This is a genomic window from Streptococcus parasanguinis, assembly GCF_001073155.1.
Taxonomy (GTDB): Bacteria; Bacillota; Bacilli; order Lactobacillales; family Streptococcaceae; genus Streptococcus; species Streptococcus parasanguinis_D.
Map to the genome: position 1 here is coordinate 18,879 of NZ_JVEE01000017.1, position 25,541 is coordinate 44,419.

Here is a 25,541-nt window from a genome sequence, read left to right on the forward strand (position 1 = left end):
AACTCCTTTTTGTACAAAAAAACACCACTGCTACACAATGATGTCTCAACAACGGAAGACATGGGATTCGAACCCACGCACGCTATTACACGCCTACCGCGTTTCCAACACGGCCTCTTAAGCCTCTTGAGTAATCTTCCAAAATTATATATGGAGCCGGTGGGAGTTTCTAAAACTCAATTATATAGCTGTTTTTAGGTTTTAGGGTCTGTTTTAGGTACTGACTTCTAAAACTTTCACGGCTCATCATTTGTATTACTAGTTTAGCATAGGTTCCAAGAAAGTTCAAGCTTAATTATAAAAGAGATATAGAATGAAGCTATTTAATAGGAAAAAATCTTTTATTTTTTTTAAAAAAGTTAGTAAAATCTCTTGATTTAATACAACTTTAGTTGTATAATATATACATAAGGTTAAGGAGGAAACCTTAGACAAGGAAACTAAAGAAAGGAAAAATAAATGTTAAGGCGAAGAAAAAAGCCAATCAAAGCTAAGACGAATAAGCTAGTAGTCAAAATCAACTTGTTCATCATAAGCATTGAGTGGCACATCGAATTCGGATAGTGAGCAATCACTATCCGCCCCTTGGTGGGGCTTGCTTTAATTATAACAGGTATCATGATGAAAGTAAAATTTAATGTTAAAAAAACCACAGCTAGAGAAAAACTTGAGTTTATTTTAGGGCTTCTGTTGATCGTAGTGATCATTTGGTTTTTTGTGAGGTAAATATGTTAGTTGATATCAATGCTATTAAATGGCTGCTAGAAAATGCCACAGCCTATTCTATTAGTAAAAATTGTGGATTATCCACCCAAGCAGTAGACAAATATAAGAATGGTATTTCTGATATTATGAATATGCGTTTGAAACACGCAATTAAAATGACAGAATACGCCAATCAGTTAAAAAACAAAAAGTGATGGTTATTTAATCATCACTTTTTTGATGTAAAGACCCATTGCTTATAGCACAGAATCAAAAAAACATAGTCATTCGATTGAGGTTACAACGGACAATTTTTAAAATGTCTATTAAAACAGAAAATAAAAAAAAGCCCTCCCGAATTGGGAGGGTGTGTGTCTTATTATATAGTCTCTGGCCACGGGTCATCTGTGGTATACGACATATTAGTAAATCGTAAATCTCCGATATCTCTATCAGTAGGTACGGGATCATCGAATTGTAAGCGTAGCTGGTTGCCGTCACCCGGCCCGCCTAAATAAAATGTTCCCAAACGTTTCCCCTTGTCATTTGTCATAATACCAAGTTTTGAGCTAGTGGCACGAAAACCGACTGGGATTCCTTGAACGTTTAAGATAACCACGTTTCGCTCTCTGTCTGAACCTTGCGGAACGTAGTTGGGCGCACCTCGTCTCACGATCCCAAACCAACCCCACGATAGACCACCGAAGCCGACCTCTACCGTGGAATTTACACGTCTGAACTCCACGTATGCATTAGTTTGATTTGAGTTGATGTTTCTTGGTTTAAATTTGACATCACCAAACAATACCGACCAAGCGTTAGAGCCAGTTCCGGCAGTTTTCTTGATCCACTTCACTGCTCCGTTCTTAGCCGTGGTATCGGTATAAATTGTACCGATGTCAGCGTTAAGATTGTACGGGAAGCCTTGGCCTTTCAATTCCGTGCCTGTACCACTTCCAGAACCGACTGAACGCTTCAACTCTTCCAAATCGTTTTTTGACGCAAGTTGGCTTGTGTCAATCGTTGGAAGTTTTGAGCGTGTGACAAACGGGTCACCGCCGTTTGCTAGTTTGGTGTCAATCAGTGCATCAAGTCCAAGGTCTACGTGCTTCTCTTTGATGTTGGTGGTCATCTGTGCTTGTAATGTCGCATAAGTCGGAAATAACTCGTAAGCTTTGGTAGTCTGTAACGCTCCGCCTTGGTTGGCTTGAAGCGTCCCAATATCACGACCAATGGATTCTATAGCTTTCTTTAATTTATCCATTCAGCACCTCCTTAGAGGGTATTTTTAGCCGTTGTATAGATTTGTACGAAGTCAGTATTTTCAAGGTCAGTGAATTTTTGGCCAAGCTCTGTCATTTTAGACACAATAGCTTGGTCTGCTGATCCTGCACCATTTGCGATACGGTCAGCGATCTCTTTGAGAGTATCTAATTCTTCTGGTACTCCATCGCCTAAAATGGCAGTCTTGACACCAGCGATAGCCGTGTCTAGTTGTTGTTGTGTGATTCCAGCTTGTCCAAGTTCTGACTTGTCGGCTTTGCTTGCAAGTGTGGTTTTAATTTCCTTGATGTCGCTACCGACAGCTTGAGCAAATGATGTTAATTTTTCAGTATTTAAAGTCATAATTTTTCCTCTCTAAATTTTTGCAAGATTGTATAGTACTGTTAGGTCTGGCAACTCTTCCGTTTGTGATCCGTTTGGATGTTCAGCGATATACTTGTCAATTTCAGTTTTAACATCATTTTTTACAAGCGATAATACTTCCTCGCTTGTAAATTCGTCTGCTGAACGGGTGACGTCTAAACGTGTTGAGCGATCACTTGGGAAGATATAGCCACCGCAAACGACTTCAACCAGATAGGATCCGATCGGAAGGGGCTTGCTTATTTTAAAAGTAACTTTTGATTTATCTACTGTACTCTCAAATGTAGCCTTTCCTTTTTGGTTAAAGATCCTGATTGTGGCATTTTTGCCATTTAGATCACTAATTGGACGCATGTTTTCATCCAGTAGCTCATAACCAAATAGAGAGGCAGAGTCGCCTTGTTTGACGACAGCCCCTCCTTCAAATTGTTTAAGATTGGTAGAGTTTAATCTCAATTGTCTACCTCCATTTTAATTTTAGTTTCCGTTTTGACCTTGCGTAGCTTGTCCACGTTGTTCAATTGCTTCAACGACTGATGCACTGGCTTCTTCAATCGCTTTAGATACTTCTGCGCTATCTCGTGATTGGCTGTCAAGGAAACGTGTAAAATCTCCATCGTCAAGCTTCAAATGTTTAGCCCCGTTTGATTTTAATTCATCAACCGTTCCCATGCTACCAATACCAAATACACGACCATTTACAATTCCGACATATCCTTGCTTTCCGCTTGTGCTACGTACTACAAAATTCATATCTTCTTCCTCTTCTTTCTTGTTGCTTCCTTCACTTCCAATAATCACTACATTCTTATCTAACCCACCAGACAAGCCTGTACTAGTGAATTGCCACCATCTTGTATGATCCATGCTAGGATAGACACCCCAATAAGGTTCTGGTCGAACCTCATAATCTGGATAGGCTGCAATCCAAAGACTATTAGGATATTTAGCGGTAATCTGCTCTACATAGATATTAGCCAATGTGTACGGCTTATAACTGTAATAGATAGGCTCAAACCCGTTCGACTTGCAAATATCCATAAATGCCAATACAGCGTTGGTATTGGCTTGTTTATCACCGCTTGCCCCATCTTCATAGTCACACACTAGGTAGCGTGGACGTGATGGCAGGTTAGCGATGAAATAGTTAGCTTCAGCTTGTGCTGTCGCTACATTGCCACCAAAACGGGAAAAGTGATAGTAACCAATGCAGTTACTTGTATTTGTCTGCTGTGTTGCTACTGGACTAATCCAACCGACACCCTCAGTTACCTTGATAATAGTGTTACTAGTGCCCGAAGCTTGACAGATACCAGTCAAGTCTGCTGACTGGTAAGCTGATACATCAAGGAAGTAATCGCCTTTGTTAAGCCCGCCTGATTCAGTTTCAGAATCATCAAATGGCAATTCAAACCATCCAACCATGCGTTGGCTTGGTGCGTTCCAATCAACATAGCTGAAATTTCCTGCACTATCTAGGTTTCTGCGTACTCTCCGAACCCATCCGCCATTATAAAGAGCGTCTGCATTGCCGTCTATATTTTGCTCGATGGTTGTAACTGTTCCGTCTGCGTGTTCTGCTACTACAAAGCCGATATGCCCAAATGCATGATTTGGAGAGCAATCAGAAACAAATACAGCCCCTACTGGTGGATTGTTAGAACCGTTAAAACGGGTTACTTTAAGCCCCAATGCAGAAGCTCTGTCCAGACCGTTGATAGCGTTTAAGTAGCTAAAATTGAGATTATACAATCCTTGATATTGCAGAATGTTGTCAATTAATGCCACACATTGCCCGCCATACGGGTTGGTTGGCACGGTAACACGTTGATTGACTACGCTATCTAACGTATCTAATAATTGTTTTTGAGTAGTCAAAAGACCGCCTCCTTTATGTTAATCTTGGTTAGGTTCTTCATATCCCAAAGCACGGCTTGAATCGCTCAATCCAGCGGTTGTTGGGTCATTGACGACACCGACCAAAACAAGGAATGCAAACAATACATTGACAAATACTAAGATTTTATCAACGGTTTGCCCAAATTCTAACTTAATGCCAAAGATATCTGCAAAGGCTTGAAATAGCAATGCAAGAGCTGGAACGAGTGCAAGCCAAAAGTTTTTATTCTTCAAGCGTACTGACCAGTTAATTTTGTTCATAGTAGTTACCTCTTAATTATTTTTATTTTGAATTAATGCTTTAAGTTCCTTCATATCCTCGCTTAAGGCTTTGACCTGCTCTGCGAGGATCAATAGAGACTTATTCTGTTCATCGTGGTTATCTAATCGTCTAACAGCCGTCAGACGAAAATCACGCATGTTTTCGATGTCTTTCTCGATCACGACCATGCGTTTTTCTTGCGCCACAACACTTCCTTTAAAATTGCCGTATATTCCAAGTAAGATCCCGACAAATCCGACCATCATCGAGATATCTTCTGGTGTAAAGTGGATCATAGATCACGCCCCTCTCTAATTAAATTGTTGGTTGTGGTGTAGCTGTCGCCACAGGTTGAGTTTCAAGGTCGCCAGAAGGTTGTCCTGGCTTTTCTTCCTTCTCTTCTTTTGGTTTCGTCCATTTCCAGATGCCGATTTTACCATTTTGATAAAGGCTGTTTAATTGATCCAAAGTTTCGCCTTGATAAGTAAATGTTTCGGTCACTTGGATCATGACACGCTTGCCTTCACCAAATGCTTCTGTATGATTTGGATCTTCAACAGTAAAGATTTCTTGTGGTTGATATGTTTTCCCAACTTGTCCAAGATCTACTAACTCAAGTCCACGCTTAAATATTGTAGGATCCATTGGATTGTCAACATCTGTTACACGAGCTAAAAGATTCCAATCAGCAACGTCCTTGATCTTCTGGATTTGGTTCGCTTTTTCTTCGTTATCCTTGGTGAGAGCTTGGATTTTGGCAATAGCATCATTGTTAGCTTCGACAGATTTGTCTAATTCTTTCTTGATTGCTACGACTGCGCCAGATGTGTCAAGTTCCATTCGGACGATGTTCAATACTGCTTCGACCAATGCAGCATCATCTTCGGTCATGCGGTTTGTTGGCAAAATTTCCTCAAAGACCCGGTACGGGAAGCCTTGCTTGATTGCTACCTTTGTAGTGTTAGCTACTGCATCGTATGATTTAAATTGTACTTTGTAATCCATTATTTAGTTACCTCGTTTTTGTTCTTGATTTCTTCAAAAAGATCCTTCAAGTCCTTATCTGACTCTAGGACAGAGCGATAGCTCTCAACTTCCTGAGCAAGTTGCGCTACAAGTTGCTGTGACTGTGTCAATCGTGCCTTAAATTCGGCTTCGTTGACTGTCTTATTTGCCAATTGGTTGGCTAAATCAGTGATGATTGCTACGTATATATTTTCTTCCATCTATTTACTCCATTATATAATGTGATCTCGATTGTAAGAGAAGGTGTTTAGCATGCTTTTCACTTTCGATTTCATTGCGTCGGTCATGTTTATTTGGCCGAGGGCATGGGCCCACAATTTCCATAAAGCAGCAACACTTTCGTCCAGACGGATAAACTCGGTCGGGATGTCTGTATCCGACTTTGTTTTTTTCGGAATGACAAAATGCCTACACCAAATTTCAGAATTTTTATTCCAAATGCCCGGCGTTAACGTTTGAGTTACCACACTAAAATTCCAGCCATCATCACCCGAAGCGTGACGCATGTGGTTGTAGTCCCCGTACTGAAAAACTTTATCAACCCCATTGTTTGAATTATTGTCGATCACAACTCCTGCAAAAGAGACAGAATTCCAATTTTTCGAACCGTTCCGATTACTGCCAATAATCGTCCTCGAATGTTTCTGATTCTGTTCAATGCTAGACTCGTATCTTATAAAGTGTGTTGGATATCCTGCATCTTCCCTCACGATAGCCGCTGTATTACTTGACATAGTTAATTGATTTTTAACTAAATCAAACAGAAGGGATCCATCTGATGACTGTATGCGATCTCCAGTAAAGCGATTTGCAGAAATATCAATCGAAGCTAGTTGTGCGATAAAGGCTTTTTGGGCCATTAATTCCCTGATGAATGCCTGATTAGTTACCAACTTGTTGATCATGGCAGAATCTACTAGCATTTTATCAGCCGTTACTGAGTTTGAGGCTAAAATCGGTGTGGTGACTGATCCAGCCTTCATGTGCCCAGTTTCCACGCTCTCGCTTGCAATGTGACGACCCAAAATAGATCCATCGACTACCATGTCCCCTTTTACTTTAATCAATTTTGCAATTAAAGCAATAGACTCTGGCTCTTGTACCATTAAGGAGCTGATCGTTCTTCCGTTAATACTCTTACCAGTACCGAAGGAAATTTGACTTGGTGTGATTTGGATATCCGTTTTTCTCACCATATCACCAATTTGGCTGGTAATTGTTGTGAATTGCCCATCTACGGTCTGTTTGTATTCGGCAATCTTAGACTCAATTTTAGTCTCTGAAGTGCCAGCTTTATCCAGTGGACTGGGCCTAAATGCTGGAATCTTAGATCCACGGACTAAAATTGGATTTCGTACCCAAAACTCTCCGTTATTTATAGCATAGATGTAGAATGGGAAATTTCCTGTTTTGTTAAACTCAAAATCACGATCGGCAGTGAAATGGAATTCTGCTCGAATCCACCTATCTTTCTGTGTATTTTTGTCAGCAAAACCTTGAACAAATATGGCAGTATTGTTTGAATGGTTTTTTAATGAAAACTCTAGGCCTTTGTCTACCTCTACACCAGACTTGATCATGTAATCAAATGCGATAGAGTATACATCACCTTGCAAAATGCGATCAATATAGATTGGGAAACAAGGTCCTAGCCATGTTGTGGACGGAGACCCATCAATTTTCATTTTGAAGATTCCGTCTTCCGGCCTTGAAAGCCTATTATTATTATTATTATTATTAGACACACTGTATTCAGCTAATGTGTCCGCAAATCTGATAAGATTGTCTGGTGTTGTATCTGTTGCAACACTTTCAAATCTTCGATTGATTCCAGCTACATCTTCCTCATATTTAGCTTTTGCTATGTAGCCTTGCTCTAGAATCTGCCTTGTTGCTTTCAGGGCATCTACAGCAGCCTTTTCAGAGTATGTCAACATGCGCTGTTCAAGTTCACCACTTGGACCGGTCTTTGTCTCTAATTTAGTTAATTGAGTGGATAGGCCTTCAACTGTCTTCTCAAAAGTGGCCTGTGCTTGCTCAACTAGATAATTTTGATCTTCTGGAGCAGGTTGCCATTTGCGGTCATTTGTACCCTCATAGAAGTCAAGCTCTGTCATAAATAGGCCGGCCCATCTGCCGTTGTCATTTCCAACGTATTCAAATTGCAAGTAGCCATCGTCAAAATCACCTACATTAAACTTAAATGATTTTTTAACAGCCATAGAGCTATCAAAAATCGGGCTTCCGTTTTTTTCGAAAATTAATTGTTTTCCTTCAAAATCCGCTGTACTTCCCTTTTTACGTTTGCAAAAATAAACTTTAAAACTCTTTGAATTAGCGTCAAAACCGAGCATGTTGAGCATATAGTCAGCGTTACGTTTAACGATAAAATGTGGACTTTGAACAATTGCTCCTGGTCTTAAAGAAAACATTCTCTTTTGGCCGTTAAAATAAAAGGTGTGAGCTGTAAAACTCATCTTTCCATTTGTTTCAGTCCAATATTTCAGTCCCTCATCTGCCCTTGAGTTCCTGAGCATGTTAGGGCCGCCACTAACTCCAATTGTGGTGAACTCTTCTTTGATACCATTAACTGTTTGTTCAACATAGGAACGATCTGCTTTACCAGTCGTCACATTGGTTAGGTCGAAGATAGCTTTTTCAGTCGTCTGCTCAAATCTGGATTGTGCGCCTTGGATCCCAACAAATTGGCTTTGCGTTTGAGCCTTGAAATCATTGATCAACTTCTGGATATCAGCATCGCTAGTCTTTAATTGATCAGTAGTAGTTTTCAAACCTTGCATATTAACTTCGATGCCATTGTACTGAGCTTTAAACTCTTCTACAATTTCATTCTTGTTTGCTTGGTTTGCTGCTGCGATCTTCTGAGTGACTTGTGCTGAAATTTCTTGCTTGACTACTTCAGCTTGCGCTTTGGCTTGTTCGATCCCATCTGTGATTTTATGTTCCAGCTCTTTTGCTTGCTTGTCATACTCAGCATTGGCATTATTTACAAGCTTCTGCACTTTCGCTTCGTATTCTGCATCATAAGACTTCATTTTCTTATCTACAGAATCGTTGACCATTCCTGAGATAGAGTCTGCTAAACTTCTAGTAACTTCACCAAATCCGATGCTAACAAGTTTGATGCTCATTGGATTAAACTTGTATTTCGTGATCTTTTTTCGCAAATCGACATCGTAGTTCTCGTGGAAGATGCTCACGATATCGAACATGTGTACTGGTTGATCTGCCTGGCCTACAACATCAATCTCAAGACTTTCTTCGATCATGTCACACAGAGTTTCACGGAAATAGCGCTTGCCGTATTCCTCAAGTGTTTTTTGATCCACTACATCCTGATCTTGTACTTCCATATCTGCTTCGTAGATATGCTTGTATTTATTGATCAGTGGGCTATCAATGGTCACGGTTAGGATCTGATCTTTCTTTCCTTCCTCGTGCGCTTCGATAACCTTTTTAAAATGGATCCGTGTTCTCAACTCTTTAGTGGATTTCGACCCTTGAAACGACTTCATGTTTTTCTTGTAGGAAAACAATGATTCGTTTTCGATTCCACCATTTTCTAGCAATCGGACACTGTACTTATCCCGGACAAGATCTCCACCCCACTGCCCAACGATGGAGTGCTTGTCTTTGGCCAAGGCTTCCATCGCTGAGACGTCTTTAAGATTGAGGGTGTGTTTTGACATCACATCAGAGAAAAATGTAAATGGTGTTTCTCGTTTAAATCCGGCAACAAGCGCATTCATTACAGTTGCCCCATTCACTCGATCGACATTGATCTTGTTGATAGAATAACCATTTAACAATGTAGCTACTTGATTAGCGTATACAGTGACATATCCATGTTGCTTTTCGACTTCAAAGATTGTAAAGTACTGTTCTCCGTGCAAGTCATCAGCAACTAGTTCTGTTTCTGGGGTTAACAATGCCCATTTGGGGTCTGAGGTTGGAAATTTAAAGGTAAGTTGATAGGTGCTGTTAGCTTCCTGGATAATTTCAGAGCTAAATGCTTCATTAAGAGGGAAGTTACCCTCTTGCAGATAGATCATACTTTATACCTCCAATTTCCTTTTATTGTGATTTTTGAAACAGTTCCTGAAACTGCAATACCAGACGTACCTGGAGCAATTTCGAAGAATCCACCTCTTTTTCTCAATGTATTTTTCAGATTTCCATTTTTGTCATAGACATTTTGTTTTTTATGACGGCAGTCAATTGTTGCTTTTGTATCAATCGTGAGTTGCATGGTTTGCTTCCCGATAGTGAGAGATACATCTCCATTGCCTTCAATTGTGATAACTGGTTCAGAATATACCGTTCCTGGATTGTTTACTGTGCCGTTACCTGTCAAAGTGACTACGGCATCATTATTTAAGTAGCGGAATGGATGCATCTTTAACTTGATTTCTAAAGTCCACGCATGCAAACCATTTTGCTTAAATGATGCGCTTTGAAAATCGGCATAAAAAATAGAGCCTGGTCGGTGACTAAACTCTATTTTATTTTCCTCTGGTTTGAATTGATTGACAATCGTTTCGATTTCGCTTGTTTTGACAACGTATAGACTTACTGTCTTATCGTACCCGTCATAAGCTCCATCATAAAGATTGTAATCTCCGTTAGCTCCGTAAATTGTATTTGATTCGACCCTTGGTGTGGCCGTCTGGTCTTCTCCGAAATCCGTCACATAGCAGTTTGGGATTGATCCAGTGTCAAATCCATTTATAATCATGTTAAACATTAGATTCCCTCCCTTGCCATGATTTTAGAATATCTTTGATAGCTGTTTTGCGCTAAAACATCACCGTCCAGATAGGTTTCTGATGGTTTTTCAAGGATAGCAGTAAGGATCTTTTCTAAACTTGCTCTCAGAATTGCGATCTCAGCAACGATATTTTCACCACTGTAGCTATTTCCGTTGGATGTTTCTTTAAATAAAAATTGCTGGCTGGCATTTTTCATTTCTTGCAAGAATTTGGCATCTTCCGGGATACCAACACCAGTTGCGTATCTTGGGAAACCAAGATTTTTCATCAGTCGCTTAGTTCTATCAGCTCGCAATACTTTTGATCCACGAGGCAGATTGAGGACAACATCCCGTCCATCTGGTATAAATGAGCTTCCGTCTGGTAATGTTACCATTTCTTTATAGACCGCATTTCGCTGGTCATTGACCATTGCGAGTCCACCTTCGTGGAAGTTCGTACCTTTTTCGTGTCTTGATCCAAAAACACGGGAGAATGAGTTAACTACTTTATTTACTACTTCTGTAGCTGTGATAGCCGTGTGGTGACTTGTTGGGATGCCGTTGATAGCGTTGGTGGCACTGTTCGCAGCATTAACCGCACTAGTGCTATCGCCTGTTATGGACTTAGTTGGGCTTGGTGTAGCGTTCCAAGCGTTTTGATTATCAATCGCTTGTCGTGCAGCAGTGATAGCACCCGTTGGATCACCTAATTGTGGTTTAACAGGGCTTGGAGTGTTATTCCATTCTTGCTGTTTGTTAATCGCTTGCTGTGCAGCATTATTCGCATTGCTTGGATCAGCGGTAATTTGTTTTGTTGGTACGTTAAATCCGTTATATAATCCTAAAGCGCCCATTGCTTGGTTAGTTCCAAGCGTTACACCGTCTGGAGTTGCAATCAAGTCCGTCTTATGGTCGGTAGGTAGTGTTAAGATACTAGACATTGCACTAGCGATAGCGCTCTTGGTCTTGTCTTCTGCATCCAAGTTAACTACGTGAGCCATACCAGTTAACGAATCAACTGCCAGTTTTACACGTTCGGCCTTATCGCTCGCAGCATCTTTTAAGATCAGTTCTTTCTGCTCTGGTGTGAGTGTATTCCAACGCTCAATGATCGCAGTAGCACGTTCACCCGATGATAGGAAGTCAGTATTCTTCATTAAGAGTTCTTTAACTTCCGCTGGCATAGCATTGTATTGTTCTAACAATGTTTTATTATCAAGGATGGCTTGCATACCTTGATTGTTGCCAACTACTAACTCTTTTTCTGCTGGAGTTAGGCTGTCCCATTTACCGACTTCAACCAATGCTTCACCGATTGTCATCTTGGCATTTGTTTCAAGATTGGCATGCTTGAGAATAAATTGCATATTCTCCCAACCGTTCTCAGCCTGCAATGCTTTTGTGACTTCTTCCTGAGCATTGGTCTTGACTTGTCCAGTTTTAGGATCAAATACCATTCCGTTCCACAAGAGATTTGCATCTCTTGTCTCTTGTGACATATTCTGGACACTTTTAGCCACAAGACCGGATGAACGACCTACGATGTCAGCAAATTGATCTGCCTTAGCCATCATCTTATCGTAATCAAGCCCAAGTTCGGCCCAGCTCTTTCGTAACTCTCTAAAATACAAGTCACGTTGTCGATCATCACCAAAATTGAGAGGGACTTTTTCGCTCAGTTTCTTTTGAAGAGCAGCATACTCACGGCCGAATGCTTCCATTTTGGACTTATGTTGAGCACTTAACTCTTCCATTTTTTGGTTATATTCAGCTTTATTGAGAGTTCCTTTGTCATACTCTTCTTTTAAAGCTTTTGTCTGGTCTTCGTAGAGTTTGATCTCATCTTTCAACCATTTAGCAACGACTCCGGATCCTTTCCTTAGCTGGGTTTCGTTCAAGTCGTTTATTTGACCATTCATCGCTTTGATGATGGCTGTGCGCTCATCTGCAGAAAATTTCTGTATTTCCAGTTGTTTGTTGATAAATTGGTTCTCGTAGTCGTAAATGAGAGCTTGTTCTTCACGAGTGATCTTACGTTTTTTGTCAGACGCATTTTGGTAGATCTGGATGATCTCATCAGTCATTGTCTGTACGTTTTTCTTCTGCTGTTCTGCTTGTGCTACAGCACGTTTTTGGACTTCTTCAGAAGCTCCAATTTTCTCAAGGTTTTTTTGAGTGCGTTGGAGATCCTTATCAATTGCCTTTTGCAGATCGCTCGAAAGTCCTTGCACACTCTTACGGACATTTTCAACGGCTTGAGATCCACCGTTTCCAAAACCAATCATTGCTTGATGGGCATCATCGATTTTAGCTTTTAATTTCGATAGTTCCTCTGCTTGGACCTTGTTTACCGAAGTTCCCCAGGTCCGAGTCCTCTCGTCTGCGTCTGCCATTTCTTTGGCCACTGCAGCAATCACACCAACAGCAACACCGCCTATTAGGACTCCCCAAGTGACAGGGTTCCCAAGCAGTGCGATCCCTTTTGCTAATAAGCCAGTGGAAGCTACTGCACCTTCTGCAGCAGTACTTGTCGCAGTGATGCCACTGGTTGCAGTTTTGAATGCAGAAGAAAGACTACTACCTTGTTTAAATAGTTGGAATGTCTTGCCTAATACAGAAAGCCCACCTCCGACTTTACCAATTCCTTGAGTAAGGAATCCGATACCTTTAGTGATACCTCCGATAACTCCGATACCTTTACCAAGAATAGATAAGGCTGGTCCTGCGCCTGCTGCAAGAAGTCCCCATTTGATGATATTCTGCTGCTGAGACTCGCTCATTTCGCTAAATGCTTTAGCCATATCAGCCAATTTTTGAACCCAAGGTTTTGCAGCCTGCAAACCGGAATTCATTGCTTTCAGAAGCGGTCCACCAAATTCAATTGCCAAATCAGTGATCTGGTTTTTAAAAATTTTTAATTGAGATTCTGTCGTTTCATAGCGTTTTTGAGCTTCGGTAGTAAGAGCTGTATTTTCTTTCCACGCACTATTTGACCTACGTACAGCTTCTCCCATCTTGTCAGACGCAGAAGCTAGTGATTTGAGCATGTTCCCTTGACGAATTCCAGACATGTCGAGTTCAGCAAGGATGCCATCCATGTTTTTGCCTTCTTCATGAGCTTTCTGGAGTCCTTTAATAAATGCTTGCAAAGCTTCAGCTGGTTTTTTCTTCCATGCAGTAGAAAATTGTTCTGCTGTCATTCCTGCTGTGCTTGCAATAAGTTGAAGTTTTTCTTTTGCTCCTTTGCCAACTCCAGCAACAGCTTTCCCGATACCAGTAAGTGTCTGGTTCATCGCAGTTCCACCTGCTTCAGCTTCTATACCTACGCTACTCATTGCAGTGGCAAGACCTAAAATTTCTGGTGTGGTCAGACCAGCTAGTTTACCGCCTGCTGCCAAACGATTGGTCATTTCGACAATATCACGTTCTGTTGTTGCAAAATGGTTACCAAGATCTACTACCGCTGATCCAAAGTGCGCAGACCATGTACCCAGATCTTTTCCAGAAACTTGCATGATATTTCCGATTTTAGCAATTGATGATGCTGCTTCTTCAGAACTCAAGTTGGTAGAAACACCAAGATTGATCATGGTCTTTGAAAAGTCCTTGATTGCTCCAATTGGCACCCCTAATTGTCCAGCTGCTTCCGCAACATTGGCAATTTCAACTGCACTTGAAGGCATTTCTTTTGCCATCTCACGAATACTAGCAGACAGCTTATCAAACTGTTGCGGTGTTCCATCTACAGTCTTTTTGACTCCTGCAAATGCCGTTTCATAGTCGATTGCAGCTTTTAAGGCAAATCCAGCACTTGCAATCAATGGAGCACTGACACCTTTTGTCAATGTCCCACCAAAATCAGAAACTTTCTTACCGAATGTTTGAATGTGATCTCCACTTTTAACCAAATTCTTCCCAAGGGCTTCCATTTTACCTGAAAAGCTATTTTCACGGCCTACAGCCTTCAATGCTTGTTCAACTTTGTACAGTTGCCCTTCCATTGCTGATAACTTAGCATTTTCTCGCTCAATATCAGCAGCAGCTTTGTCAAATTTAGCAGATCCAGGATCGAGCTTGTCGAAGTTCTGCTTCATTTGATCGAGTACTTTTTTCTGTGCTTCAATGGCTTGTCCTAAAGACTTGTATTTTGCTTTGAGGAGTTCTGTACTCTTACCATTGTTTTTCAATGTGCTGTCGAGCGCTTTGACATTATTTTGGAAATACTTCACAGCGTTCTTTGCACTTGTTAAGCTAGGGCTGAACTTTGACACGTCCAGCCCTAGCTCAATATACATTTGTCCTAGTGGCGTTCCACCTGCCATTTTTCCTCCTTTTACAAACAAAAAAAGCCCAAAGAGGCTTTATGCTTCTATTTCTCCAAAAATGTCAGCTAGATCTAAAGACGCATTTTCGGTTTGATCTTTATCAAGATCAATAATTCCGATCAGATCTTCCCAGCTTAATTCCATCACATCATGGACATTCATATTATATGGTCCATCAGCAACTTCCTTAACGAATTTGTAGAAACGTTTTAATACATTTCTAGGATCTATTTTTTCCCCTTTGGGTCCACATCACCCACAAGATGAGCATAAATTTCTGTGAACACTTCGATGATTCTTGCAAAATCAGTATGTTCTAGCAATTGCTCTACTGTCACATTTTCAAATAGTGACTCAATGAAGCCTAATTGTTGATCCAATTTTTCAACTTCTGTCTTATCTGATGTGAGTGAGTCGTTCAATACAAGGTAATCACGATAATCGCGAGTAGTAATTTCTTTACTAGAGTAAAGTACATCTTCTCCAGCTTCGTTCTTCATGGTAAATGTAATTTTTGACATTGTTTGCCTTTCTATAATTAAAAAAGCACCGAATGGTGCTTATTTTATTTTGTCCAAATTTTATTTAAAAATTCAATTTTATTAACATCATTATTCGAATTATCTTTATTCATTGCATAGACTATTGCGATAGTTGCCTTTCCTCCAGCTCTAATCACAACACTTTTTTTAGATTGGACTGCAACAGTGTCGTCATTAGTGATAACTGAGTCGTATGCGAGATAATTTCCTTTATCATCACTTACAAGCATTTTCCCTGGATTGATTTCAATGTTTGAAGAATCGTTATTGGTAATAACCAAAGTTACTGTAACTGGTATAAAACTATTAGAGTCATGCTCCATTGCCAGCATTCCAGAGGTTTGTTTTTTGGGTTCGTTGACTGTGATTTGAGTTTTGTCAAATAGAACTCCGTCCCCAAATTTGTAGCTAGTCAATGAATTCATTCCAAGAACGAAATCATTTGCTTCCAGAAATAAATCGTGATCTACGTTTGATACGTATGTAGAGAGCTTATCTTTTACCATGACAGCTCTGTCCTTCTCTTCCTTTACGCTCTCTAATTCCTTGTGTGTCTTAGAAAGTTGATTGTTGGAATTTACGAGCATAATAGCAAGTACAATGGAAACTAGAGTGATCATAATTGTTAATGTTATTAAAACTGTATTTTTCTTATTTTTCATAACAAAACCTCCACAACTTATTATATCAATAATTGTAAAGGTTTACAACGATATAAAGATAAATAAAGGGGCTAAATGCCCCAATTATTATCCTGCGACTGCCATACCAAGTTTTGCTTTCAATTTCTTGATTTTTGTTTCATCGCTACCAAAGTACATTGTACCGTACTTGTTCTTAGTTTGCTCATCAGTGCTTGCGCCTGCTGCAAATGATACATCTGTAGTAGCAAGCTCATCAGCTTTATCTTTGATCGTGTTAAGATCGATTGCATCCATTGACAGATTTCCTTTGTAGAATCCGTAGTAAGCTCCACCACCATCTGCAGTGTTTGATTCGAGCAAGATCGCAACATCTTTTGAAACTGTGTCAGCTCCAAAGTCAAGGATGTCATCATCGTTTTCATAGCCGAGAGCTTTAACGTAAAGCGCTACTGGAATGTCCAAGAGACCAAGGTCTACCTTGACATCTCCGACTCCACGGTTATTCACATGGTAGGCGATATTGCTTCCAAATGTTTTTGTAGGGTCAACGGCAAGACCAGAGATTTTTGCGGTTTGAGTCGCACCTTCTCCTTTTTTACCTTGGATGATAAAGAGGTTTTCTCCCTCTGTTGGGGTTTGATTCCCATCCAAAATTCGAACTGTAAGGCTTTTAAAACCAACTGTAGCAGTTCCTTGTTTTTGTTGTGTCATATTAAATTTCCTTTCTAATAATCGTCATACAGCTTGCTCTTCCCTTTGTAAGTTCTGGCATCTGCATAGCGTTTGATTTCAGGGATCCATTCATCTAGACCCCCAGCAATTTGGTAGAATCCTTGCGATTCCATCACCTTTTCGACTAACCCTTGCAATTTTTTGCATTCAATTCGGTTGGTCGATTCAACGTTAATTTGATAAAGAAATGTTTTCGAAAAGCTTGTATTACTTCCCTGGTCACTTTGGATAGGTGGTCCTAGTGGGATAATAACAATACTCGTCTGATCTGTCGGTAAGGTTTCAGGGCGCTCAAATGATTTGATAGTGATCTTAGAAAGTTCCTCATCGCTCATCAGAGCATCATATATTTCTGATATCTTGTCTTTAATCATCCAAGCCCTTCTCCTTTCAATTTAGTTGCTAACCTATATTTAAATTTTTCTTTGTTGGCTTCCGAAAATCTTCGGATAACACCGAATCCTCTTGGATGGGCCTTTTTGGCATATCCAAATTCGTTCAAATGCTCCAACCGCCAACGTGATCCAGCGCCAAAACCAAGCTTAACCATTGGCACTCCTTCAAAAGCACCCGTTACATTTCCGACTGTTGCGCTTTCGATTGTTTCTCCGGTTTTTCTGAAAACCTCTAGAGCTACTTGAAAGTCTTCAAGCGTTTCAGTTGCTGCGCCTTTCAAAGCTCTATTCGCAGACCTTCTCACTTTCGCATCGCCAAGCTTTGCTTCTAAATTCCGGATGACTTCATCAAAGCCTCTTAATGTAGCGCCACTAGTCATTTGATCCACCAATAACAACAATTAAATAATCACGGTTGTCATAATCGGGACGAACGTCAATGATCTGCCATTTTTTATTTTCTAATCGGTGATCATTTACTTGTACAAAATGCTTATTATCAGGTTGATAGCTTGTCAAAGGATCTCTTATTTTCAAGGTCATCTTTGCAGTCATTGATTTACCTGTTGAAATTTCAATATCCTTTAAACTAGGTGAGTAGATTTTTGCGAATGTATAAAATACTTTCTCAAAACTCACATCCCGGCCATCTAATCCTTCAAGTACTTTTGAGTTATAAAACTCTACTGGAGTTCTTAATTCACTTGTATTGGTTTCTGGTTTCTTGTATTTAAACTCAGGCTTATTCATCTTCCACAACTACATCTTCGTTTAGATTTTCCGAAGCTACTAAATCGTATTCTTTAACAAAATCAGGTAATTTCTTCATCAATTCGTTTTTTCGATCATCATCGACTTCAAAAATGTCTCCAACGTGTCGGACAACATTTTCTTTTAAGTCAAAGAAATCTTGGATTGTTTCTAGCACTCTTTTCCTCCTATTGGGTGGTTTTGAAGTGATAACTCAAGGAGTTCTCCTTGAAAATTTGCAAAGAAAAACTCGACCTGATCATTGTACAGATATCTTGCACGTTCAAAAACAAGCTCTTCAGTGCGAGAATCTGACAAATCAAAAGCTCCTGTTAAGTCGAGAATTGCTTTTTCGGATGAAACTAACATCCTTGAAAGATTCCCGTCTTCGGCATCATGAAAGATTTTCATCCGCTCCTTGAATGTTCCTAGAAGCGGATGAAGTTGTTTTGTTTCTTCCATTCGGTGTCACCACCTATTATTTAATTTTCAATACCCAGACAGCAGCAGTCTTTTCATCATGAGCCTTACCGTAAGCAAATTGCTTAGCAGTATAGAGGTTCAAGTCTTCGAGAGCGTAAGTCTCTGTGAAACGACCAAACTCGATTCCACCACCTACGAATGCATCGTATCGACCTTTGACGAATGTAGTCACTTTACCAGCGGTTTGAGCAACTGATTCAACCAAGATCAAGTTGTACGGCATTGCAGTCACATACGTTCCTTGAGCGTTCAAGGAAGTGTATTGTTTCTTGACATCCCACGCATCCGCTGGATTGACTACCATAACAACATTTCCTTCAACCGCCACTGGGTCACCGTTAGACTTAACAGAGTGATGTTTGTACACCGCAGTCAATTCTTTGACAACTGTTGCAGAGTCAGCAAATGTAAGGTTTGCAGTTTGGGCCTCTTTTTCTGCAAAAGTTGTTTTATTGCCAGCAGCAGTTCCAGTGAGGGTACGAGAAAGACCGATAGGCTTGCCGTCTCCGTCACCGTTCAAGAAGGCAGCTTCCAAAGCAGCAGCGAACGCTTCTGTGATTTGAGCGGATACGAATGATTGCAACCAAGCTGGACCGAATTTTTCAGAGTCTTTAGGAATGACTACAAATGCAGTCAATTTGTTTTGGATCGCTTCTTCTTCGTTGAAAGCTTGTTTCAATTGACCTTGGATTTCCCCATTGATCTTGCCCCAAACAGCTTCACCAGTTTGGGTTGATTTGAGGAATTTAAGGCGGATGCCAGCATTGCGCAATCCAATGTGTTGCAAGAGTGGGCGAGATTTTACCATATCGTCAAAGATACGATCAATGGTTTCTTGTGGGAAGAGTTTTTCTACTCCTACAGGAGCAGTTTTGTCGATGTCGTTGAAGAATTCACGAGCTTCGGCAGTCAATTTAGCATCATAAGGATTCATTGCTGAAACTTCCTCATGAGCAGCATGACGAGCTTGTTCCATCATTTCGTTTGTCATCGACTCGATCATTTCATTGTAGAGTTTCGCTTGCTCTTCTTGAGGCGCACCATTTGCCACTGCGTTCAAAAAGTTCTGACGAATTTCGTTGAATTTGTTTGATAATTTCATTGTCATTATTATTTTTCCTTTCTAAAATGCAAAAAGACCGAACCCTTTAGGTACAGCCTTGTTTGTGTTATTTTCTGGACTTTCTGGAAGGGTGAATCTCTTCTGTACGAATTCACTATTTTCAAAAGTCTCTTTTTCAATCTGTCGAGCTTCCAGCTTATTAGCTACTAGCTCAGCGATTTTATCGACATCCGGAGTCATTGCTGACTTCATCTTGTCGATAAAATCATGTGGGATCATTGGAGTTTCGCTTGCAGCAAACGTAGGAGCAATTTCTCCAGCAAACATGATTCTGTCGGCAAATCCTTGATTTACTGCTGATTCAGCATCGAACCAGGTAGTCTTGTTCATCAGATCCAATAAATCATCTAATGCTTTTCCAGTTTTATCAACATAAGCATTTGCGATTGATTTATTAAAACCTTCAAGTACTCCAGCTTCATGAAGTAGAGTGTTGTGGTCTCCGTCGACTCGTGATGACACGTTGTGGATCATCATTTGAGCAGTAGGGCTAATTTCTACTACATCACCAGCCATTGCGATAACGCTCGCTGCGCTTGCAGCAATGCCCACGATTTTAACAACTACTTTCCCTGAGTAGGCCCGTAATGCAGTATAGATTTCGCTACCTGCATATACATCTCCTCCTCCTGAATTGATGTGGACTTCGATGTCCTCACCCGTTTCCGGTAACACTACATTTTTAGGAGCGGTACAGTCCCAACCAAACCAATCATAAAGCCGAACATCATCGTTTGACACGATTGTTCCTTTAATCGGAATCACTTTCATCTTCTTTCTCACCTCCCTTCTCTACATCCTCACCAAGTTGATAGTTCTTAGTGATCAGAGGCTTGTCGCCCCACGGTACAGCTTCAAGGCCAAGTTCCTCACGGACCTCATTGATAAGCATGGAACCAGAAGAAATCAGCTTGTCAATACTTTGAGCAAGCGAGAATTTGTCTCTTTGCCCTTCGCCAACAATGACAAGACGCTTGTTGTCTTTGTACTCGCTTTTGCTTAGTAAAGCAAAGTTCAGACCATCGCTCATCTTCTTCACAAGTGACTGGTAGCAATAGCTGTTAAACATCTTCTGACTATTTTCCAGGTTAGCCATGTCTCCATGCATCAGCGCAGTGGGAATTCCTAAGATGTCTGCCACCTCATCATCGAATTGCCTACGAAGTTTTTTCAACTCATCTACAGACAAATTCGATGTACCTGTAGTATTGGTCAGCTCTGAGTATTCCATTCCTTCTTGAGCTGGGACAATTGCTACTGTCTTTGTCGTAAATGATTTAAAGAGACCGTCTGCATACCGTTGCATCTTTTCACGCTTTGATTCGTCAAAACTTGCATTCGTTCTGGTGCTAAGTACTCCACGAATCTGATTGTTTCGTGCAAGTGCTTCAACCAGTCGAGTGTGTAGTTTTTCATAATCGTTGAAGAGCTGCGTGAAATATTCTTGAAGACGATTGTTGTTGTATTGCAAGAAAATGACTTCATTCATCTTGAATGGTTTCTGGAAAGTATAGTTTTGACAGCTCACAGATGTGAATGTATCATCGAACACAGCATATTTCTGTCGAATGTACGAGTCAGCGATCAATAACTGATCATCATTCGATAAGAAAATTAGTACTTCGTTTTTGGTCAATAAGCGATAAACCGCCTTTTGCCAAAACTCAGAAGCTGATTCATTTTTATTGGGCCTTACATTTAACAGATAATCCCAATCAGTAGACTTCTTTTTCCCATTCTCAACAAATTTGAACTCAGATCTTGCAAAGATACGGGCCACAAATTCAGCAGCCTTGTCAATCGACAAGCTCTTTAGTTGCAGATTTCCAAAGATCCGCTCCAGCTCATCAAATTCAAAACTTGGTTCCGGAACTTCTCGCTTGAATAAATTTAGCCATCCCAAGGCACCTCCTCCTTTCTAAAATTTTATGCCTACCACCCACCCGGATATTTTTTACCGTTTGAAGAAAGATTTTTTAGAGCGTTTTAATTCCTTCTTGATTGATTCAAATTCTTTATTTGTTTGTAAGACATTTTGACCGCAAATATCTTCATGTCGCTTCACGGACTGGCTCAGAGTATTCAATTCAGCAGTGATTGAGCCAATCTTGCTCAACAATTCCATGTTTTCTTTGCTCACTACAGCAAGCTCGCATTCAAGCCCTCGAATCTTTTGTTCAAGTTGTTGTTTCTTCTTCATTCGTTTGTTCATTTTGTTGTCCTTTCTAAAATTCCCAATCTTCGATCACATCAAGAAAGTCTCCAACAGTACTTTCTTGAATGATTTCTCTCTTGTAGAGAGCAGCAATAAAGGCATGGAAACCGTCAGTCTTTCGTCTCAACGGTTCCTTTTTCAAAAATCTCTTGTTTCCGTCTTTGTCTTCTTTGACAAAGGTATTATCGGTATACCAGAGCATTGATTTGTCGTTTTCAAAAATGAATCTTTCATTCGCAAATCCATCTTCAATGATTGGAGCTACCTTCGACTGTATCGCCCCTGGATTTCGCAAGAATTCATACTCAAAATCAGCTTCTTCCAGCAATGGTTTTAGCAAGTCCATTCGAAATCCGTCTGCGCAGACAATTTCGATATTGTACAGCTTGCGCCACTGGATCAATTTATCAACAAGTAATCTTGGATCTATACTTGGACCGTCTACGATAGTGAAGAGCCCTTGCTCCTGCCATTCACGGATTGGAGCTTTGATTTTAAACATATCCAAAAATTGCTTTCTAGCAAAACTGTGTTGCTTCCAGATAAATTCATCACCGTTTTTAAAGAGTAGACCAACGCTGGCAAAGTCTCTGATGCTTGCGTAGTCGAAACCAGCGACACAAGATCTTCCTGAGAGATCTATGCCAGGGCTTCTCAATGCAGCCATTAACTTTTCACGAGTGGTCACATCTTTTTCGATGTCGGCTTCTGGCAGATTCATCCGCTTTGTCATAAATTCTTGTCTGCCTGATGGTTCTAATTCTAAGTCATCATAGTCAGCTTTCGTTCTAGCTAATAGACGTTTGGCATAAGGTGTTGTCTCATCCAGCATTGGATTCGCTTTTGGCCAATTAGTCATATCGTCCACTTCTTCCGGATCATCTAACTTGCAGATAAAAGGGAATAGGCGGAACTCGTCAAGCTCGCCATTCAAGATCTTCATAGATTTTTCAATCATTTTGTCGTAAAACCCTTCACGAACGTGTCCATTTGTACCGTTGTAAAAGGTTCGAGCATGGGCAATCTTACCAAGTCCTGATCGCTGGATTTTAACTGCAGAGTCATTTTCAAACTGGTGAATTTCATCGAATTCAAGGCAGCCATCACGAGCCGAGTCCATTGTCTTTGGGTTGTTTGTCCGATAAGAAAAGACCGAGTTATTCCCTCGGCCTGTAATAGACATCTTTGTCAAATAGTAATGGTCTTCCAATCCTCTTCGCTGGACAGTCTCATAAACTTCCTCAAACGAGACCTTGCCTTGCTTCTCAGAGTTAGCTGTGATAGTCACATCGTAATCTCTGACAGGATAGAGAGGACTGATGAAGAATGCGTCCCGGCTGGACATAAAACCATTCTTTCCTCCCCCACGAGCAAGGGTCAGCAATATTTCATCAAATTGAGGTTCGCCATCTTCTTTCCGAAAAAGAAAGATAAATGGCGTGATGAACTTTTGATACTTAGCCAGTGGAAAGAAATTCTTCTCGGTGAACTGGATATATTTCTCAATCAAATCATTGTCAAAATATAAATCATCCCTCGGATAGATTTTTTTCTTGATGATTTTGAATAAGAGTGAGCGTTCTTTGTTGACTTTGATTTTTCCTGATTCGGCAAGTTCGATGTATTCATCAATCAAAGGGTGAGAAATCACAATAGATCACTTCCGTCTGATGGTGGCTTCTTCTCCACTGGTGAATTTTCAACCTCAAAGTCAAATGATCGCTCAATCGCTAGTAGCTGATTGCTGGTTGTATTGATTTCTTTGATCAACGAGTTCGCTTTCTGAAATCTTTGTTGGCCGTTGTGGACGGTGATGACTAATCCATCTTGTTTGAGACGTTCTTTCAGCTCATACAGTAGACGGACCAGATAGAGATAGCGGTGAACTTTTTCGTACTGAATCGCATCTTTCTTTCGTGTGCTAAAATTGCCGATTTTGGAAAGTAACTGGTTTTCCAATTCTTTTATATTTTTTTCTGAGTATTCTTCCATGAGCCCCCTCCCCCTTTAAAAATAGTGCTTTGCATTTGGACAATCGACCCCTCCCACCGGTTCCCAGAGACCGATTTTTTTCGATTTTTTTCGACCGGGGGGTCTTTGAGTTTTTCAAAATTTTAAATTTTCATCCCCACCATTCGTCAGAACGAAAATTTTTATTTTGCAACTTGGATGATTTGCGGAATTGAAAGCGATGATGTCGCTTATTGTGACACTCCTTGCACAAAGTACGAAGGTTGTCGATATCTAGAGCAAACTCTGGATAATATTCTAGCTCTTTGATGTGATCGACTTCGAGGTTATCTGTCGTTACCTTTCCCTGATCTCGACACCAGACACATTCAAAATGATCTCGACTCATTGCTTCGAGTCTCAGTTGTCTCCATGATCTTGAAAGATAAAACTCTCTGCGACTCTCTCTTGTCGAAACATCTACTTTCAATTCTTAAATCCTCTGTAACATTTCATACTTTCAATTATCTGTTTCTGAAATTCATTATATTATTTCTGAAAACTATGTTGTTTTTCTCTCTTGAATTAGACATATCTTATATTCTGTCTGATTCGCACCAGCTTTAAAAAGCCTGTAAAATAAATGAATAGCAGGCAACTAATAAAACTAATTAGCGTTTTACTCGTTGTGTCTAATTGATAACTATAAATCAAAATTAGACATGGCTTTATCTCGTTGATCTTGTCTAATCCCAATGTACCTCAGCGTAATTGCAGGAGATGAATGATTAAATAGATCCATGAGCATTGCCACGTCTTTAGTCTTTTTGTAGTAATGATAGCCAAATGTTTTTCTCATCGAGTGGGTGCCAATGTTTTCAATCCCGCACTCGATAGCTGCGGTCTTCAATATCCAATCGACTGTCCGCCTGTCCAGTGGTTTGTTTTTTCCGATGCGACTTTGAAACAGATAATGATGCAGTGGCATATCTTTGATGTACTCTCTGACTTCTTTTTTCAAAGTCTTTGTCATCTTGAGCTGTTTCCTTTTTCCAGTCTTCTGCTCTTTGATTTTGATATACCAACCTTGCACATCCTTTACTCGTATTCGAAGAATGTCGCCCACTCGTAATCCGGAATTGATGCCAAATAAAAAGAGCAAGTAGTTCCGCTCATTCCATTCTCGCAGATATTCCTTCATAGCTTGGATATCATCCTTATCCCTGATTGGGTCCACAATGTTCACAGTGCCACCTCCTTCCTAGGTAAAATAAAAAGCCAGCTTGTGCTGACTTGGCTGATATTAGGAGTACAGGATTCGAACCTGTGACACGCCGGTTATGACCCGACCGCTCTACCAACTGAGCTAACTCCTAACCCGTTTCATAAGGATCCATCGGTTCGGTTTTACCAGATGATATAATTTTACCACCTTATTTTTAAATTTTTTCCACACTTTCGACTGTATTTTTAACTTTTTTCCAAATTAATATTAATCTTAGTGTTCACAGAAAGTTCATAGATTTTCTTTTCTAGTCCGCTAAAGAACGGCTCGATCACTTCTTTGTAAGCAAGTGATTTACTACAATGTAAGTATTTGATTGATGCTCCCTCAACAGTTAGAGTTCCATCAATGTATACTTCTTTGATTGCAGCCCATTGTTTTTCGGGTGTTAGAATTTTGATAGTGCTGATTGCCTCTCGAAGTAATTCGAGACGATGTAGTTCTGGATCCGATTCTTTTTTGATAATATCGGCCAGGGCTTTCGGTGTCATTATCTTATTACTCTTGATCCCTGTATTTGGATCGGTTGGTTTCCAAGGTACTTCAATTTCTTCAATCCGTTCCTTGATTTCTTTCTCGAATGGATACTGTTGCAAAGCCAAAATTAAATACCCAAACCGACTTCTTAGATTCATTTACTATCCTCCCTACAGTACACTTCTATAATTCCATTCAATCCTAAACTTTCACGATAAGCAAGTGCCTCGGATCTAGCATGGAATTCTTTCTCTGTATACTTTGCTGAATGTTTAGGATCGCTCCAACTTGAGCGTCCATGGTATTTCCT

Annotated in this window: 30 protein-coding genes and 2 tRNA genes; 1 reads left to right on the forward strand and 31 read right to left on the reverse strand. The window is 40.3% G+C overall.

The genetic code is table 11. From position 1 onward, the window contains the following. Window positions 1–52 precede the first annotated feature (52 nt). Window positions 53–140: transfer RNA gene (locus ADH92_RS01855), tRNA-Ser, on the reverse strand. A 588-nt stretch (window positions 141–728) separates the two neighbouring features. Here ADH92_RS01855 and ADH92_RS01860 point away from each other — a divergent pair. After that, on the forward strand, window positions 729–920 hold the full coding sequence (locus ADH92_RS01860) for a hypothetical protein (RefSeq protein WP_009732644.1): 192 nt from the start codon (window positions 729–731) through the stop codon (window positions 918–920). A gap of 164 nt (window positions 921–1,084) precedes the next feature. Here the strand turns inward: ADH92_RS01860 and ADH92_RS10340 are convergent, their stop codons facing one another. From ADH92_RS10340 to ADH92_RS02005, 30 genes are all read right to left on the reverse strand, one after another. Beyond that, window positions 1,085–1,969 carry a hypothetical protein gene (locus tag ADH92_RS10340; protein ID WP_053092305.1) on the reverse strand — a complete coding sequence of 295 codons (885 nt, stop codon included), beginning with the start codon at window positions 1,967–1,969 and terminating at the stop codon, window positions 1,085–1,087. 11 nt (window positions 1,970–1,980) lie between these two features. After that, window positions 1,981–2,331 (reverse strand): hypothetical protein, encoded by a 351-nt coding sequence (locus ADH92_RS01870; protein ID WP_049496546.1) that lies wholly within the window; start codon window positions 2,329–2,331, stop codon window positions 1,981–1,983. 12 nt (window positions 2,332–2,343) lie between these two features. Next, the gene (locus ADH92_RS01875) at window positions 2,344–2,808 is read right to left on the reverse strand and encodes a hypothetical protein (protein WP_053092306.1); all 465 of its coding nucleotides are present in this window, start codon (window positions 2,806–2,808) and stop codon (window positions 2,344–2,346) included. A 21-nt stretch (window positions 2,809–2,829) separates the two neighbouring features. After that, window positions 2,830–4,170, reverse strand: coding sequence for a GH25 family lysozyme (locus ADH92_RS10370; RefSeq protein WP_275043241.1), 1,341 nt, complete (start codon window positions 4,168–4,170; stop codon window positions 2,830–2,832). Window positions 4,171–4,248: 78 nt separating this feature from the next. Further along, on the reverse strand, window positions 4,249–4,512 hold the full coding sequence (locus tag ADH92_RS01885; protein ID WP_049496551.1) for a phage holin: 264 nt from the start codon (window positions 4,510–4,512) through the stop codon (window positions 4,249–4,251). Window positions 4,513–4,524: 12 nt separating this feature from the next. Next, complete coding sequence (locus tag ADH92_RS01890) at window positions 4,525–4,809, reverse strand: DUF7365 family protein (RefSeq protein ID WP_049472248.1); 285 nt, start codon at window positions 4,807–4,809, stop codon at window positions 4,525–4,527. Between the two features lie 19 nt (window positions 4,810–4,828). After that, window positions 4,829–5,518: a hypothetical protein gene (locus ADH92_RS01895; protein ID WP_049496554.1), complete on the reverse strand. Its 690-nt coding sequence runs from the start codon at window positions 5,516–5,518 to the stop codon at window positions 4,829–4,831. Continuing rightward, the gene (locus tag ADH92_RS01900; protein ID WP_049496556.1) at window positions 5,518–5,739 is read right to left on the reverse strand and encodes a hypothetical protein; all 222 of its coding nucleotides are present in this window, start codon (window positions 5,737–5,739) and stop codon (window positions 5,518–5,520) included. The genes ADH92_RS01895 and ADH92_RS01900 overlap by 1 nt, the downstream gene beginning before the upstream one ends. Before the next feature lie 12 nt (window positions 5,740–5,751). Continuing rightward, a complete protein-coding gene (locus tag ADH92_RS10345; protein WP_053092307.1) occupies window positions 5,752–9,612 on the reverse strand; it encodes a phage tail spike protein in 3,861 nt (1,286 codons plus the stop codon). Next, window positions 9,609–10,304: a phage tail family protein gene (locus tag ADH92_RS01910; RefSeq protein ID WP_049496559.1), complete on the reverse strand. Its 696-nt coding sequence runs from the start codon at window positions 10,302–10,304 to the stop codon at window positions 9,609–9,611. Before ADH92_RS01910 ends, ADH92_RS10345 begins: the two co-directional genes overlap by 4 nt. Further along, window positions 10,304–14,632, reverse strand: coding sequence for a phage tail tape measure protein (locus tag ADH92_RS01915; RefSeq protein WP_049496563.1), 4,329 nt, complete (start codon window positions 14,630–14,632; stop codon window positions 10,304–10,306). The genes ADH92_RS01910 and ADH92_RS01915 overlap by 1 nt, the downstream gene beginning before the upstream one ends. Window positions 14,633–14,671: 39 nt before the next feature. Next, complete coding sequence (locus ADH92_RS11490; RefSeq protein WP_275043242.1) at window positions 14,672–14,797, reverse strand: hypothetical protein; 126 nt, start codon at window positions 14,795–14,797, stop codon at window positions 14,672–14,674. Window positions 14,798–14,862: 65 nt separating this feature from the next. Further along, on the reverse strand, window positions 14,863–15,156 hold the full coding sequence (gene gpG, locus ADH92_RS01920; RefSeq protein WP_049496566.1) for a phage tail assembly chaperone G: 294 nt from the start codon (window positions 15,154–15,156) through the stop codon (window positions 14,863–14,865). Between the two features lie 44 nt (window positions 15,157–15,200). Continuing rightward, window positions 15,201–15,839, reverse strand: coding sequence for a DUF4352 domain-containing protein (locus ADH92_RS01925; RefSeq protein ID WP_049496568.1), 639 nt, complete (start codon window positions 15,837–15,839; stop codon window positions 15,201–15,203). An 87-nt stretch (window positions 15,840–15,926) separates the two neighbouring features. Continuing rightward, window positions 15,927–16,532, reverse strand: coding sequence for a major tail protein (locus tag ADH92_RS01930; RefSeq protein ID WP_049496571.1), 606 nt, complete (start codon window positions 16,530–16,532; stop codon window positions 15,927–15,929). A 14-nt stretch (window positions 16,533–16,546) separates the two neighbouring features. Beyond that, the gene (locus tag ADH92_RS01935; RefSeq protein ID WP_031575424.1) at window positions 16,547–16,927 is read right to left on the reverse strand and encodes a hypothetical protein; all 381 of its coding nucleotides are present in this window, start codon (window positions 16,925–16,927) and stop codon (window positions 16,547–16,549) included. Next, the gene (locus ADH92_RS01940; RefSeq protein ID WP_049488161.1) at window positions 16,924–17,328 is read right to left on the reverse strand and encodes a hypothetical protein; all 405 of its coding nucleotides are present in this window, start codon (window positions 17,326–17,328) and stop codon (window positions 16,924–16,926) included. The genes ADH92_RS01935 and ADH92_RS01940 overlap by 4 nt, the downstream gene beginning before the upstream one ends. Then, the gene (locus tag ADH92_RS01945) at window positions 17,321–17,698 is read right to left on the reverse strand and encodes a hypothetical protein (RefSeq protein WP_049472237.1); all 378 of its coding nucleotides are present in this window, start codon (window positions 17,696–17,698) and stop codon (window positions 17,321–17,323) included. Before ADH92_RS01945 ends, ADH92_RS01940 begins: the two co-directional genes overlap by 8 nt. After that, on the reverse strand, window positions 17,691–17,876 hold the full coding sequence (locus ADH92_RS01950) for a hypothetical protein (RefSeq protein WP_049496578.1): 186 nt from the start codon (window positions 17,874–17,876) through the stop codon (window positions 17,691–17,693). Before ADH92_RS01950 ends, ADH92_RS01945 begins: the two co-directional genes overlap by 8 nt. Next, a complete protein-coding gene (locus ADH92_RS01955; protein ID WP_049496581.1) occupies window positions 17,870–18,160 on the reverse strand; it encodes a hypothetical protein in 291 nt (96 codons plus the stop codon). Before ADH92_RS01955 ends, ADH92_RS01950 begins: the two co-directional genes overlap by 7 nt. A gap of 16 nt (window positions 18,161–18,176) precedes the next feature. Next, complete coding sequence (locus tag ADH92_RS01960; RefSeq protein WP_049496584.1) at window positions 18,177–19,289, reverse strand: phage major capsid protein; 1,113 nt, start codon at window positions 19,287–19,289, stop codon at window positions 18,177–18,179. 15 nt (window positions 19,290–19,304) lie between these two features. Further along, on the reverse strand, window positions 19,305–20,075 hold the full coding sequence (locus tag ADH92_RS01965) for a head maturation protease, ClpP-related (RefSeq protein WP_049496587.1): 771 nt from the start codon (window positions 20,073–20,075) through the stop codon (window positions 19,305–19,307). After that, a complete protein-coding gene (locus ADH92_RS01970) occupies window positions 20,056–21,207 on the reverse strand; it encodes a phage portal protein (protein ID WP_049496591.1) in 1,152 nt (383 codons plus the stop codon). Before ADH92_RS01970 ends, ADH92_RS01965 begins: the two co-directional genes overlap by 20 nt. Before the next feature lie 51 nt (window positions 21,208–21,258). Continuing rightward, on the reverse strand, window positions 21,259–21,516 hold the full coding sequence (locus ADH92_RS01975) for a hypothetical protein (RefSeq protein ID WP_049496593.1): 258 nt from the start codon (window positions 21,514–21,516) through the stop codon (window positions 21,259–21,261). Window positions 21,517–21,529: 13 nt separating this feature from the next. Further along, on the reverse strand, window positions 21,530–23,170 hold the full coding sequence (locus tag ADH92_RS01980) for a terminase TerL endonuclease subunit (protein ID WP_049496596.1): 1,641 nt from the start codon (window positions 23,168–23,170) through the stop codon (window positions 21,530–21,532). Further along, entirely contained in the window at window positions 23,167–23,511 is a 345-nt protein-coding gene (locus tag ADH92_RS01985; protein WP_009732618.1) for a hypothetical protein, read from the reverse strand. The genes ADH92_RS01980 and ADH92_RS01985 overlap by 4 nt, the downstream gene beginning before the upstream one ends. Before the next feature lie 130 nt (window positions 23,512–23,641). Next, entirely contained in the window at window positions 23,642–23,959 is a 318-nt protein-coding gene (locus ADH92_RS01990; RefSeq protein ID WP_049496599.1) for an HNH endonuclease, read from the reverse strand. A gap of 213 nt (window positions 23,960–24,172) precedes the next feature. Further along, the gene (locus ADH92_RS01995; protein WP_009732616.1) at window positions 24,173–24,715 is read right to left on the reverse strand and encodes a site-specific integrase; all 543 of its coding nucleotides are present in this window, start codon (window positions 24,713–24,715) and stop codon (window positions 24,173–24,175) included. A gap of 57 nt (window positions 24,716–24,772) precedes the next feature. Then, window positions 24,773–24,845: transfer RNA gene (locus ADH92_RS02000), tRNA-Met, on the reverse strand. A gap of 94 nt (window positions 24,846–24,939) precedes the next feature. Beyond that, window positions 24,940–25,389 carry a hypothetical protein gene (locus ADH92_RS02005; protein ID WP_049496602.1) on the reverse strand — a complete coding sequence of 150 codons (450 nt, stop codon included), beginning with the start codon at window positions 25,387–25,389 and terminating at the stop codon, window positions 24,940–24,942. Between the last annotated feature and the right edge of the window lie 152 nt (window positions 25,390–25,541).